Origin of the sequence: Commensalibacter communis (assembly GCF_947179105.1) — a bacterium.
Lineage (GTDB): Bacteria > Pseudomonadota > Alphaproteobacteria > Acetobacterales > Acetobacteraceae > Commensalibacter > Commensalibacter communis.
Map to the genome: position 1 here is coordinate 353304 of NZ_CAMXCK010000001.1, position 14528 is coordinate 367831.

12 protein-coding genes are annotated in these 14528 nt (G+C 39.2%); 10 read left to right on the plus strand and 2 right to left on the minus strand.

Features of this window, described 5'->3' with window-relative positions; genetic code table 11:
• Positions 1-64: 64 nt before the first annotated feature.
• Both argF and PQG52_RS01675 read right to left on the minus strand, forming a co-directional pair.
• A complete protein-coding gene (gene argF / locus PQG52_RS01670) occupies positions 65-1066 on the minus strand; it encodes an ornithine carbamoyltransferase (RefSeq protein WP_271827608.1) in 1002 nt (333 codons plus the stop codon).
• Positions 1066-2253 carry an aspartate aminotransferase family protein gene (locus PQG52_RS01675; RefSeq protein ID WP_271827609.1) on the minus strand — a complete coding sequence of 396 codons (1188 nt, stop codon included), beginning with the start codon at positions 2251-2253 and terminating at the stop codon, positions 1066-1068. Before PQG52_RS01675 ends, argF begins: the two co-directional genes overlap by 1 nt.
• 145 nt (positions 2254-2398) lie before the next feature.
• On the opposite strand from PQG52_RS01675, the gene PQG52_RS01680 reads away from it, so the two are divergent.
• The 10 genes from PQG52_RS01680 to fumC all read left to right on the plus strand — a co-directional run bounded on the left by PQG52_RS01680 (position 2399) and on the right by fumC (position 14374).
• On the plus strand, positions 2399-2968 hold the full coding sequence (locus tag PQG52_RS01680) for a regulatory protein RecX (RefSeq protein ID WP_271827610.1): 570 nt from the start codon (positions 2399-2401) through the stop codon (positions 2966-2968).
• 15 nt (positions 2969-2983) lie between these two features.
• Positions 2984-3442 (plus strand): CHAP domain-containing protein, encoded by a 459-nt coding sequence (locus PQG52_RS01685; RefSeq protein ID WP_271827611.1) that lies wholly within the window; start codon positions 2984-2986, stop codon positions 3440-3442.
• Between the two features lie 454 nt (positions 3443-3896).
• Positions 3897-4163 carry a twin-arginine translocase TatA/TatE family subunit gene (locus PQG52_RS01690; protein ID WP_271827612.1) on the plus strand — a complete coding sequence of 89 codons (267 nt, stop codon included), beginning with the start codon at positions 3897-3899 and terminating at the stop codon, positions 4161-4163.
• 27 nt (positions 4164-4190) lie between these two features.
• Positions 4191-5132: a bifunctional riboflavin kinase/FAD synthetase gene (locus tag PQG52_RS01695; protein WP_271827613.1), complete on the plus strand. Its 942-nt coding sequence runs from the start codon at positions 4191-4193 to the stop codon at positions 5130-5132.
• A 128-nt stretch (positions 5133-5260) separates the two neighbouring features.
• Positions 5261-8140 carry an isoleucine--tRNA ligase gene (gene ileS, locus PQG52_RS01700; RefSeq protein WP_271827614.1) on the plus strand — a complete coding sequence of 960 codons (2880 nt, stop codon included), beginning with the start codon at positions 5261-5263 and terminating at the stop codon, positions 8138-8140.
• A gap of 21 nt (positions 8141-8161) precedes the next feature.
• Complete coding sequence (gene lspA, locus PQG52_RS01705) at positions 8162-8671, plus strand: signal peptidase II (protein WP_271789188.1); 510 nt, start codon at positions 8162-8164, stop codon at positions 8669-8671.
• A gap of 62 nt (positions 8672-8733) precedes the next feature.
• Positions 8734-9252 carry a DUF3035 domain-containing protein gene (locus PQG52_RS01710; protein WP_271789187.1) on the plus strand — a complete coding sequence of 173 codons (519 nt, stop codon included), beginning with the start codon at positions 8734-8736 and terminating at the stop codon, positions 9250-9252.
• Between the two features lie 23 nt (positions 9253-9275).
• Entirely contained in the window at positions 9276-11153 is a 1878-nt protein-coding gene (mutL, locus tag PQG52_RS01715; RefSeq protein WP_271827616.1) for a DNA mismatch repair endonuclease MutL, read from the plus strand.
• A gap of 118 nt (positions 11154-11271) precedes the next feature.
• Positions 11272-12813, plus strand: coding sequence for a complex I subunit 4 family protein (locus PQG52_RS01720; protein WP_271789185.1), 1542 nt, complete (start codon positions 11272-11274; stop codon positions 12811-12813).
• Between the two features lie 109 nt (positions 12814-12922).
• Entirely contained in the window at positions 12923-14374 is a 1452-nt protein-coding gene (fumC, locus tag PQG52_RS01725) for a class II fumarate hydratase (protein WP_271827617.1), read from the plus strand.
• The last annotated feature ends 154 nt before the right edge of the window (positions 14375-14528 follow it).

The window sequence follows — 14528 nt, forward strand, 5'->3', positions numbered from 1 at the left end:
AAAATGGACCTACAAATATTATAGATCCATTTTATTGATAAAGATGTAAATTAATTACAAACTCTTATTTACCAGAGCCATATTGACGCCAATCATCATCCATCATAGCCCAAATCAAGATGGCTTTATGTGCATGAAGACGATTTTCGGCTTCATCAAACACAACAGATTGCTTGCTTTCAAAAACTTCTTCAGTAACTTCTTCGCCAATATGCGCAGGCAAACAATGTAAGAAAATCGCATCAGAAGCGGCTAATTTCATTAGATCTGCATTCACTTGGTAAGGTGCTAATGCCTTCAAACGGACTTGTTTTTCATCGTCGCTGTCTGACATACTAACCCAAGTATCGGTTACAATAGCATCAGCGTTTCTGACGGCTTCTTTAGGATCGGTTGTGACGTTAATATTGCCACCGTTTGCTTTTGCCCAATCAAGAACTTCTTGAGAAGGGGAAAAAGCATGAGGGGTAGCAAGGTTTAATGTGAATTCAAATTGTGTCGCTGCTTCAATCAGAGAACTTGCAACATTGTTACCATCACCTAGCCATGCCAGTGTTTTTCCTTTGATTGAACCTCTATGTTCCTCGAATGTCATAATATCAGCAATGATTTGTGATGGGTGAGAAGTGGGGGTTAATCCATTGATAACCGGTACAGAACTCAATTCAGCAAGACCCAAAAGGTCATTTGTGCACCCTGTTCTTAAGACCATCGCATCAACAAATCGAGATAAAACACGTGCTGTATCAGCAATGGTTTCCCCACGACCAATTTGCATTGTATCGGTTGACAAAACAACAGAATCCCCACCTAATTGACGAATGCCCACTTCAAAAGAAACACGGGTTCTGGTCGAGGGTTTAGAAAAAATTAGTGCAACATTTTTGCCTTTTAAAGGTGCTGTAGGATGCAAAGGATATTTACGATTTTCTTGCATATCCTTCATTTGTTTTCCCAAAACAACCATATCTTGTAAATCTTTTTTTGATAAGTCACGAATATCAAGGAAATGTTTGCATTTTTTACCGTGATGGTTGTTTGGATGAGTTTTTGATAAAGAGCTCATTAATTTTGTTCCATAATATTTTGTAATTGCTTTGCGGCTTTTGCCAAACGATTTGCACCCTCGTGACATTCTTCTTCAGTAATAATGAGAGGGGGAACAATCCGAAGCACATTATTTCCCGCGGCAACCGTCAATAAATCTTGATGTAAAGCAGCATTTTGAATTTCAGCAGGGGATAGTTTTCCTTTAAGACCCAACATTAATCCCATCCCTTTGACTTCTTCAAAAATCGTTGGGTATTGTGCAATTAATGTTTGCAGCTCATTTCTTAGATAGTCTCCTGTTTTGACAACTTGATCTAGAAAATTAGGTGATAGTAAAATATCTAATACAGCATTCCCAGCGGCACACGCCAGCGGATTCCCACCAAAAGTCGATCCATGCGTCCCTGGTGTTAAATGTTTGGCAATAGATTCTTTAGCAAGAAACGCGCCCATTGGAACACCACCTGCAATTCCTTTGGCCAAAGACATAATATCAGGTTCTACATCTGTCCATTGATAGGCAAACATTTTACCCGTACGACCCATACCGCATTGAATTTCATCAAAGCCAAGATATAAATTTTTTTCGTCACAGATTTTTCTTAGTTCACGCAAAAATACTTCTGGAACAACATTAATACCGCTTTCCCCTTGGATTGGCTCAATCAGGAAACCAGCAGTATGTCCATCGACAGCCTTGTGTAAAGCCTCCAAATCTCCAACAGGAATATGCTTAATCCCAGGAAGTCTTGGTTCGAATCCTTCCAAGTATTTCGGATTGCCTGTTGCAGTTAATGTTGCCAACGTTCTGCCGTGGAAGGCATTTTCAAAGCAAATAATATCTGTACGTTCAGGATGACCATTTTGAAATTGTGCTCTACGGATTCCTTTAATTATTCCTTCGTTGGCTTCAGCACCGGAATTGCAGAAAAAAACACTATCAGCAAAACTGATTTCAACTAGTCTTTGTGCTAGTTTTTCTGCTTGTGGAATGCGATATAAGTTGGAAACATGCAATACCAGTTTAGCTTGTTCAGCGATCGTATTGGTCAAATGAGGATGGTTATGTCCAATAGAAGAGGTCGCGATGCCTGCACCAAAATCTAAAAATCGTCGTTTATCTTCCGTAAAAAGCCAAGCACCTTGACCTTGCATAAACGCAAGATTTGCACGATTATAGGTAGGCATAAGAACGGATATCATGGTTACTCTTCTTCATGAATTGGTTTAAAGAAAAGAATCATAATCTGTGATTGTATTTGTAAAGTCAATTTTTCTTTTTATTTTGCACGGCTAAATGTATACAATAATATTATCATTTTTGATTATGCAATAGAGTATTCATCCTGTGAAATATCCAGATCTTCAAGAATATGCAATGGCTTATCTAGCACGATACAGTAATACTGAAAAAGGGTTAATTCGTGTGTTGAAAGCTAAACTACGCCGTTGGGCGGCAAAAGCTGAACAGGGTGGTATCGATCAATCAGAGATTGATGAGGGATTACGTCAAGGATTACAACAAATTCCTCAGATCATTGCAAAGGTTAAAAAAATAGGGATTATTGATGACCATACTTTTGCTGAATATAAAATAAATTCATTGATACGCTCTGGACGCTCACAAAAGGTAATACAAAACAAATTATTACAAAAAGGTGTTGCTTTTGAAGTTATTCAGTCGGTATTAGATCAATATCAGGACAAGAATTCAGAATTATTAGCCGCTTTGGTTTATGCCAGAAAAAGACGCTTAGGTCCTTTTCGTCGTATAGATCGTGAGGTTAATAATGAAACCAAACAAAAAGAACAAGCCTCTTTTGCTAGGGGAGGATTTTCTTTTGTTATGGTTGAGAGTGTTTTGTCAATGGAACTGGCAGAGGCTGAAGAAACGATACAAAGATTACGGGCTTTATAGATTAGGTTGTTATCTATGACGATTTTTAGATCATTGATTATATTGACATTTCTGTTACCTCTGCTTGCAGCATGCGGGGGTGGTCGCAGTTATAACGGACCATTACAATGTGCACCTTATGCCAGAAAATTAACGGGTGTTCAGCTCAGAGGCTCTGCCTATACGTGGTGGTATAAATCTCAAGGAAAATATCCACATACGAAGCAACCTAAAAAAGGGGCTATTTTAGTCTTTCGTAAAACATCCAAATTGCCCGATGGGCATGTTTCTGTTGTAAAAAAAATTAAAGATTCGCGCACAATTATAGTCGATCATGCTAATTGGGATGCACAGAGAATTAATCATAACGCATCTGTGGTGGATGTTTCCTCTCGGAATGATTGGTCTTTGGTTCGCGTTTGGTGGCCACCAACGAATAAGTTAGGAACGCGTAAATATCCAACTTATGGATTTATTTTGCCAGGAAAGACTTAATAAGTTTTTTGTAGAGAAAAAATGATAATCATTAAAAGTTAGTGCGTTAGAATGTTAATGATTTAGTGTTAGCCCCATCAGAAAAATACAAGATTAGTAATCAAGATTGAACCGTAATAAAATTAAGGTATGGATTTATAAATTTTGCACCCTCGATAAAATTATAGTATTACCCGAGAAATCAAATTATACTGTAATTCTTTAGGTATCACAAAATATTTGGTTGTGATGTTTAAATGGGTTGAATATTGGGTGTAGTGTATTAATTGATGGTGTAGTGTATTATGGGTGATCTTACTGTTTTTCATTGGCTAGTTGTTTTGTTAATTCTAGTTGTATATGCTGCTGTAATTGTTTTAGTGATTACTCTACTTGTACTTGCTATCAAAGCACTTAAGAAGTATTTGAAACAATAGAGATATTGATTTAACCCAAACATAAATATGAGGATACTATGGGTAGCTTAAGTATTTGGCATTGGCTGATTGTATTAATTGTTATTTTGTTATTATTTGGATCAACCAAAGTATCTTCCCTAATGGGCGATTTTGCCAAGGGGATTAAATCCTTTAAGAAAAATATGGCTGATGATGAATCATCGCCGAATTCTTCAACGACCCAACCAAATAAAACATTATCAGCAGCAGATCACAAAGATGACTCAGTGCCTTTTAATGAACCCCCGAAAACGACTGTCTCTTCTGATTCTGAAAAGAAGTAAATTTATCAAAGGAATATATAGTCGTTTATGACTGTGATTTTTAAAAATAGCCAATCTATTTCCCAAGGTGCCAAGGGAAGTGTGGCTGCATTAGGAAATTTCGACGGTGTGCATCGTGGACACGGTTATTTGATACAAAGTCTACGTGAGCAATATCCCAACCGCCCTTTATCTGTTGTGACGTTTGAACCCCATCCTCGACAGCTCTTTTTTAAAGAGGCTGCACCATTTCGTTTGACGAATGCCGATGAACGGAATGCGGTTTTAAAAGCGCTGGGTGTAAATTTTATTTTTCAGATCGATTTTACACAGAAATTCGCGTCTCTAAGTGCTTATGACTTTGTGCATCAAATTTTACACGATCAATTGGGGGTGATGCATATTGCCTGTGGTAATTGTTTTGCTTTTGGTAAAGGGCGCAGTGGAACCATTGAATATTTAGCCTCTGAAACACAATCCTTGGGAATAGGCTTGACGGTTTTGGAGCCTTTACAAGATGGCGATGAAGTTATTTCCTCCAGTCGTATTCGCCATTTGTTAAGAGAAGGGCATCCTCGGAAGGCAGCTGAATTATTAGGTAGGGTTTGGAGTGTTCGAGCCATTGTCCAACACGGGGATAAACGTGGCAGAACAATTGGTTTTCCAACTGCAAATTTATTCTTGGGCGAACATGTTGAGCCAATGTGCGGTGTTTATGCAGTTAAAATTGCATTGCCGAATGGTGAAATGCGTGATGGTGTTGCAAATGTGGGCTATCGTCCCACTTTTGGTCAACAAAATGAATGCCGTTTAGAAGTGCATTTATTTGATTTCAATCAAGATATTTATGGTCAAGAGCTACAAGTGTGGTTGCATCATTTTATTCGTTCAGAAAAACGCTTTTCTGGACTGGATGAATTAAAAGATCAAATTGCCAAGGACGCACTGGACGCCAGAGATTTTTTTAGTAATCTTGAAATAATTAGATAATTTGTAATTATGAATTGAAAATAATCTGAAAAATAGGTTATTGATTGATGTTCGTGACTATTGATTTTTATCGTTATTTAAGGATTAATAGTCGTTTTGTTTATTATTGTCACAGTTAGAATAATGTTATGACTGAATCCAAATCGACTGATCTGTATCGCGATACAGTATTTTTACCTTCTACTTCCTTTCCTATGCGTGGTGGCTTACCTAAAAAAGAACCAGAAATTCTGGCTCATTGGAAGAAGATAGGGTTGGATGAAGCCATACAGAAAAAATCTGACGAGCGTCTGGCTGCAGGTCATAGAGTCTTTACATTGCATGATGGTCCTCCTTATGCCAATGGTCATTTACATATTGGTCATGCATTAAACAAAATTATAAAAGACGTTATTAATCGTTCTCATCGTATGAATGGTGAGGTTGTTCGGTATATTCCTGGTTGGGATTGTCATGGCTTGCCGATTGAGTGGCGGATCGAAGAACAATATCGTAAAGCAGGTAAGAATAAAGATGATGTTCCTGTTTTGCAATTTCGTGCAGAATGTCGTAACTACGCCAAAGAATGGTTGACCACTCAATCTTCAGAGTTTCAACGTTTAGGGGTTCAGGCTGAATGGGATAATCGTTATGCAACGATGGATTTCTCTTCTGAAGCAACGATCGTTGAGGAAATTGGTCGCTTCTTATTGAACGGTAGCCTCTATCGTGGTTTGCGTCCTGTAATGTGGAGCCCAGTTGAAAAAACAGCTTTGGCTGAAGCAGAAATTGAATATCACGACCATACTTCTGTAACGATTTTTGTTGCGTTTCCAATTGTGAAAGATTCGACTTCAAATCACGCATTAGACGGCGTTTCAGCGGTTATTTGGACAACAACACCTTGGACAATCCCTGCAAACAGAGCAATTGCTTATAATAACGACATTAATTATCAAGTCATTATTGCTCAAGCTGTCAGTGATGAATCCTATGTCATGGTTGGCTCTAAATTTCTGGTTGCGCAAGATCTTGCTGATTCTTTTTGTCAACAAGTCGGGATTACCGATCATCAAGCTTTACATACATTCTCTGGTCAAGCGTTAAAAGGCACCGTTGCGGCACATCCTTTCCGTGGGAAAGGGTTTGATTATGACGTACCATTACTTGCAGGCGAATTTGTAACAACAGAGGCTGGAACGGGATTGGTTCATTGTGCGCCTGCTCATGGTGAAGATGATTTTTATCTTTGTCGTGACCACCAAATCGGCGTTGATGAATTGGTTCAAGATGACGGTGTATATGCACCTAATGTTCCATTATTTGCTGGTATCCACGTATTTAAAGCAGCAGAACCCGTTTGTGACCAGTTAATTGAATCGTCTCAAAAAGCTCAAACCGAAGGAAAAGCTTTCACAGGATTAGTCGCCAGATCGTCGATTGTTCACTCTTACCCACATTCTTGGCGTTCAAGAGCACCAGTTATTTATCGTGCGACACCGCAATGGTTTATTGCGATGGATGATGACAGAAAAATTCGTGAAAACGCATTATCTGTATTGGAAGATGTAACTTTTGTCCCTGCACAAATTCGTAATCGCTTAACCAGCATGGTGGCATCCCGTCCAGATTGGTGTATTAGTCGCCAGCGTGCTTGGGGCGTTCCGATTGCGGTGTTTGTCAACAAAGAAACCCGTGAAGTATTACGTGATGAAAACGTTATGCAACGCATTGTCGAAGCATTCAAAGTTGAGGGGGCAGATGCTTGGTACACATCACCAGCTTCTCGTTTTCTTGGTGGTAGCTATAATGCTGATGACTTTGAACAAGTATTTGACATTGTTGATGTTTGGTTTGAAAGTGGTTCAACCCATGCGTTTGTCCTAGGTCAAGATAAACTCAATTTCCCAGCAGATTTATATCTTGAAGGCTCAGATCAACATCGTGGTTGGTTCCAGTCTTCTTTGTTAGAATGCGTTGGCACCAGAGGCATTGCCCCATATAAAGCAATTGTTACGAACGGCTTTGTTATGGATGAGCAAGGGCGCAAAATGTCTAAATCTTTGGGAAATGTGGTCGCGCCACAAGATGTAAATGATTCATTGGGAGCGGATATTCTTCGGCTTTGGGTGATGAACTCAGATACGAATGATGATTTGCGTATTGGTAAAGAAATCCTGAAACAACAAGGGGATTTATATCGCCGTTTACGCAATACGTTGCGTTGGTTGTTGGGGGGCTTGGATGATTTCTCTGAGGCTGAAAAAGTGCCATATGCAGAATTACCAGAGCTTGAAAAATGGGTTTTACATCGCTTGACCGAAATGAATAAAATCATTCAACAAGCAGTAACCTCTCATGAATGGGTTGGGGTTTATCCAACGTTACACCATTTCTGTACGGTCGATTTGTCCGCATTCTATTTTGATATTCGTAAAGATGCGCTCTATTGCGATGATACAAATAATGTCCGTCGTAGAGCTGCTAGAACTGTTTTGGACATTTTGCATCGTTGTTTATGTGCTTGGTTGGCACCTGTATTATGCTTTACTGCAGAAGAAGCGTGGACAGCTCGTTTTGGTGAAGACCAAAGTATTCATCTAGAAGATTTCCCAACCTTGCCAGCTGAATGGAATAACGAAGCCTTAGCAGAAAGATGGTTACAAGTTAGAGCTATTCGCCGTATTATTACCATTGAAATTGAAAATGCAAGAAGAGAAGGGATGATTAAATCTTCTTTACAAGCAGCTGTTGAATTGGCTTTCTCTGAAAAAGAAGTGGCTCTTTTTGGACAATATGATTGGGCAGAATTAGTGATTGTTTCTCAGGTCGATATTCAGATCGTGCCTGGTTCAGCATCTCTTTATACAGAGGATGAAGAACAACAAGGTGAGCCGCATGCACCGCCAGTGGTCACGGTTGCTTCTGGTGAAAAATGTGCGCGTTGTTGGAAAGTTTTGGATGAAGTGGGTGAAAATACTGAACATCCAGAATTATGTCTGCGTTGCGTAGATGTAGTCAGCCAATAAAGATAGAGATTGTAGAAAGTAATGAATATAGTCTCGGCACATTCGGCGAAAACCAAGCATTGGCTTTTGGGTATAGTAATGTTGGTGTTGGTTCTCGTTTGCGATCAGTTAAGCAAATATTGGATTTTAAATATTTTTGACTTGCCTGAAAAAAGGTCTGTCGAGATACTTCCTTTTCTGAATTTTACAATGGTATGGAATAAAGCGATCACATTTGGCATGTTGGGTGATGCATTAGGTCAATACGCCCCAATAATTTTTGCTGTTGTTGCTTTTTCTATTGCAGTTGGTCTGTTTGTATGGATGATAAGAGCATCTAAACGATGTGTTGTTTTAAGTTTAGGTGCAATTATTGGTGGTGCTGTCGGAAATATTATCGATCGTGTACGTTTTGGGGCGGTTGTGGATTTTATACATCTTCATGTTAGCGGCTGGTCGTGGTATGTATTTAATATTGCCGATAGTGCAATTGTTTGTGGTGTAGGGGTATTGCTAATTGATGCTTTTTTCCGTAAGGATTCAAAACATTAGTTCGTATTGTCGTCTATTGAATGTTTGTTGATTTTTATTGTAAGTTAGGGGTGAGGCAAATTATGGTGCATAAGTTAAGCCTGAATTCTTTGATGCCAGTTGGCTGTCTTATGACGGTGTTTCTTCTTTCTGCATGTTCGGGAGAGGATGTTTCCCGCGCTTTTGGAATAAAACGTTCTATGCCTGATGAATATACGGTGACAACACGTTCACCATTATCTATGCCTCCATCGGAAAGTTTGTTGTTACCTGACAGCAATGGGGGACGTCCCGCAGGACAATCTATTCGTCAACAAACATTAGAAATTTTATCCCCTGATGTGGCGTTGGAAAGAGATAAAGACGTTCCAAGTCCAGGACAATCAGAGTTGGTAACACAAGCCAATCAATCTGCTGATGTTAGCCGTCAACATGAATTGGTAACGGATCAAGGTTTTGTTGATCAAATTATGTTTTGGAAAAGTGGCAAACCATCTGATCTAGCTGTTGATGGTGCTGCTGAAAATAAACGTTTACATAATAATCTAAGCCTAGGGGTCAGCCCAGATCAAGGGGCAACGCCTACAACAGATAAAAAATAACTTTTTCTTTGAGGTGATTGATATTGGTTGAAGATAGTGATAGAGAAAATATTTCTTTTCAAAATCATAATAAAATTCGCCAATTATCTGAACATACAATAAATCTAATTGCTGCGGGTGAAGTCATCGAACGCCCAGCAGCAGTTGTTAAAGAACTTGTTGAAAATGCACTTGACTCTGGTGCCGATCGTATTGTTATACACCTTGTTAATGGGGGTATAGATCGTATTCAAGTGATTGATAATGGATGTGGAATGTCATCCGATGATTTATCACTTGCGATAGAACGACATTGCACTTCTAAATTAAAAGAAGAAGATCTAGTCCATATTCAAACACTAGGATTTCGTGGTGAGGCATTGCCTTCGATCGGTGCCGCGGCACGTTTAAAAATTATTTCCCGTATAGAAAACGCATCCCAAGCATGGCAGATCAGTGTTGAAGGTGGAAAAACCAAGGGTATCTCACCAGCTGCTGGGCAAAGGGGAACTCAAGTTGTTGTTGAGGATATATTCTTTGCAACACCAGTGCGGCGCAAGTTTTTAAAAACGGCTCGTGTAGAATTTTCTCGTTGTGAAGCGATGATACAGCGTCTTGCTGTAGCACGTCCAGAAGTTTCATTCTGTTTGATTCGAGACGACAAAACAATTTTTGATCTGCCGATTCAAACTCAACAAGAACGAATTCTTGCAATTTTAAACGATATTCGTAAAGAAGAACTAATTGCGGTTGATTTTAAACGTGAGGAATTATGTCTAACGGGGTTTATTGGTGCTTCTTCTGTAAATCGATCTACGACTAATGGTCAGATTATGGTGGTTAATAACCGCCCTGTGATTGATCCAGTAATGCAAACAGCTATTCGTGTTGGGTACAGAGATGTTTTAGAAAAAGGACGTCACCCCGTTGTTGCTTTGTTTTTAACTGTGCCGTTAGATCAGTTAGACGTTAATGTTCATCCCGCTAAAACGGAATTACGATTTTCTGATGAAGCCAATGTGCGTGCATTATTAATTGGCAGTATTCAAAAAAGCCTAGCGATGGGTGCAGGAAATATAGGGGTTCATCCTGAATCGTTACATGTAATCCCCAGGCAATATCAATCCAAAGTAACAAATATACAATACCCATCTTCTATACCGCGATCTTTACCTACTCAATCGGATTCTCCTCTTGTGGAGCAAGCGCCTAAACAACAACTGAATGTTTTATTTAATAGGGGTGCTTTGTCGGCCAGAGATGTTGGAAATAGTTTAGTAACCTTTTCCAATCCCGTTTTTGGAAAGGAATTTAATGACACATCATTTCCTTTAGGAACAGCCATTGCACAGATATTTAAAACTTACATTTTGGCGGTCACGGGTCAAGATGAATTGGTGATTGTCGATCAACATGCTGCACATGAACGATTAACGCATGAATTATTAAAAAAACAATATTTAGAACAAGGAATTCGTTCTCAGCCTTTATTATTACCCGAAGTAATTGAGTTATCAGATTCTCACATACAATGTTTATTGGATTTTAAAGATAGTTTAGAAGGATTAGGGATCGAGCTCGAATCTTTTGGTGGTAAATCTATATTGGTTAGGTCATTACCCCAATTACTGGGTGCAATTTCTGCAAAGCCTTTGTTGATTGATTTGGCAGAAGAATTAGAAGCTGACGAGCAAGCACACCCCGAAGAGACGGAATCTCTCCACCATCGCCTAGATGCTATTCTGGCAAGGATGGCTTGTCATCACAGTGTTCGTGCAGGACGTTCGTTAAAAATAGATGAAATGAATGCGTTGTTACGACAAATGGAGGAAACTCCTAGGGCAGGAACTTGTTCACATGGTCGCCCTACTTGGTTAAAATGGTCGAAAAAAGATATAGAAAAGCTCTTTCATCGTTCATAATTCAGTCTGTTGATCAGGTTGAATTCCAAAAAATTAAAATCATTTCTGGGCAATTCTGTTATAAAGATGTATAAACTTTTTATTATCGTATTTGAATCAATAAATTAATGAGAATACAGTGCACACAGTATTACTTACGCTCGTAACGTATTTGCCCTTACTTGGGGCTTTAATTATCTTCCTGATGCGTGGATCTTCTGAAGAGGTTGCACGTACAGCAAGATGGATCGCTTTATGGACTAGTGTTGTTGTCTTTGGTTTATCTATTGTAATGTGGAGCAAATTTGATCCAACATTGCCTGGATATCAATTTGATTACCAAAGTACATGGTTAGAAGGCTATGGCGTATCTTATCATGTTGGGGTCGATGGAATCAGTCTATTCTTTATTATTCTGTCTACCTTGCTGACATTGGTTGCTATTTTAGCCGCTTGGCAAATGATTATTGATCGTATTCGTGATTATATGGTCGCTATATTATTGCTTGAAACGACATTAGTTGGTTTGTTCTCTTCACTAGATATGGTGGTTTTTTACTGTTTCTACGAAGCAACTCTGATCCCAAGCAGCATGCTCATTGGGATTTGGGGCGGACCAAAGCGTATTTTCGCATCATTAACATTCTTTTTATTCACATTTACTGGATCATTATTCATGATGATCGGTATTTTGTGGATATGGGTTCATACAGGCACCACCGATATTCCAGTGCTAATGCATCAATCATTTTCTGGCACTGTTCAAGGGTGGTTATTGCTGGGCTTTGTCTTGGCGTTTGGTGTTAAATTGCCGCTATTCCCATTACATTCTTGGTTGCCAAACGCATATTCTGAAGCTCCTGCACCCACAACATTATTAGTCTCAGGCGTGATGTCAAAGGCCGGTGCTTATGGTCTATTACGGTTTTGTATTTTGATGTTACCAGAAGCTTCGCATCGTTATTCCATGTTAATTATGATCTTGGGTGTGTGTGCTGTGATTTATGGTGCTGTGATTGCACTGGCACAGACGGATATTAAGCGTATGGTAGCTTATTCGTCTTTTTCACACATGGGATTGATTGCAATTGGTTTATTTTCGTTCACTGCTGAAGGTATTAACGGTGCTTTGATGCAAGTTATTTCTCATGGTGTAACGATTTCAGCATTATTCTTATGTATTGCAGCCGTGACCTATCGTGCAGAAACACGTTCTATTACCGAATTTGGTGGGGTGGCTAGTCAAATGCCTAAACTTGCCTTACTAGGGATGATCTTTATCATGGCAAATGTTGGTTTACCTGGTACGGGTGCATTTGTTGGTGAATTACTTGTTATGGTAGGGGCTTTACAAGTTTCTTTCTGGATTGCTTTGTTGGGTGGATCCACCATGATTTTAGGGGCAATCTATACCTTAGTTTTATATCGAAAAGTTATTTTTGGTGCCGTAGTAAAGCCAGCTGTTAGCCACATGCGTGATTTGAGTGTCAGGGAATTAACTATTCTTGTACCACTAGCATTGATTACTTTGTGGATGGGGATTTATCCAAATAGTTTCCTATCCGTTTTTGATCCAGCAGTTGTTTCCTTTACCAGTTCAGGTAGAGTTGCCGAGTTAACATCTCAAGTTCATACTGTTGCAGTGAATAGTATTGATACTCATTCAGCTGTTGTTCGCTAAAATGTGAAGGAATTTATTTCTTTAAATGATGAAAAACCCATTGCAGCCCTTGGCTTTGCAGTGGGTTTTTTTTATGATGTATTAATCTATAAATAAAAGGATTTTTTCAATGGCTCAGGATAAAGCGTCTTATAACTATGTAGAAATCGGTATTCAAGCAACAGGAAATCGTCAAGAAAGCGATTCTATGGGTGCTGTTGAAGTACCTGCTGATCGATATTGGGGCGCACAAACTCAGCGGTCTTTACACCATTTTAATATTGGTGGTGATATCATGCCACGTGAGGTCTATCATGCTTATGGTGTGGTTAAAGGAGCTGCAGCAGAAGTCAATGCCGCAGCAGGACGTTTGGATAAAACAATAGCTGAAGCGATTGTGCAAGCTTCAAAAGAAGCTGCTAATGGCAAATTGGATGATCATTTCCCATTATGTGTATGGCAAACAGGGTCTGGTACACAAACCAACATGAATGCTAACGAAGTTATTGCTAATCGTGCCATTCAATTATTGGGTGGGAAAATTGGATCGAAGAAACCTGTTCATCCAAACGATCATGTGAATATGGGACAATCTTCCAATGATAGTTTCCCAACAGTAATGCATGTGGCTATGGCTTTAGAATTAGAGAAAAAATTCTTTCCAGAGTTAAACAAGCTTGTTAAAGCGATTGAAGCTAAGGCAGAGCAATGGTTTGAAGTTGTCAAAGTGGGTCGTACTCATTTACAAGATGCTGTGCCATTAACCGTGGGTCAGGAATGGTCTGGTTGGGCTTATCAATTAAAAGATGCATTACATCGTGTTAAAGAAGCAGAAAGAGGTGTTTTTGAATTAGCTGCTGGTGGAACTGCTGTTGGAACTGGGATGAATGCTCCCAAAGGTTTCTCTAAAGCAATTGCGGCAAAAATCTCCGAAATTACTGGACAGTCTTTTATCACAGCGCCTAATAAATTTGCTGCTTTGGGTGGCGTGGACGGAATGGTTGCAGTGATGGCAGCCTTGCGCGGTGTTGCAACAGTATTAATGAAAATTGCCAACGATACACGTTGGTTAGCTTCTGGTCCACGTTGTGGTTTAGGTGAATTACATTTGCCAGAAAATGAGCCTGGTTCTTCAATTATGCCAGGTAAAGTTAACCCTACACAATGTGAAGCCATGATTATGGTTTGTATCCAAATTATGGGGCTGGATGCTGCTGTGGCACTTGCAGGGTCTCAAGGTAATTTACAGCTTAATGTTACACGTCCTTTGGTGATTATGAATACATTGCATGCAAGTCGTTTATTAACTGATGCTGCAAAAGCTTTCCGTGAGTTCTCAGTTGAGGGAACTACATTAAATGAAAAGCGCATTCAGCATTATATTGATAATTCATTGATGTTAGTAACAGCATTAGCTCCAGTTGTTGGGTACGATGGTGCTGCAAAAATTGCGCATCTAGGAGATGTAGAGGGATTGAGCTTGAAAGAAGCTGCTTTGAAAACTGGATTGTTAGACGAAAAACAATTCGATGAACGCATTAAACCACGCCTGATGGCTGGTGAAGGTGTTGAGGGCGCATAATTTATTCGCTATAATTTAACTTTATTTATAAAATCAGCTAATTAATTATATTGGCTGATTTTTTATGTTCATTAAAATAGTAAAACTAGGAATAAATAATGGGGCAAGCATATCAAAAAGATGACGATAGATATATATTGACATATCAGCTGAA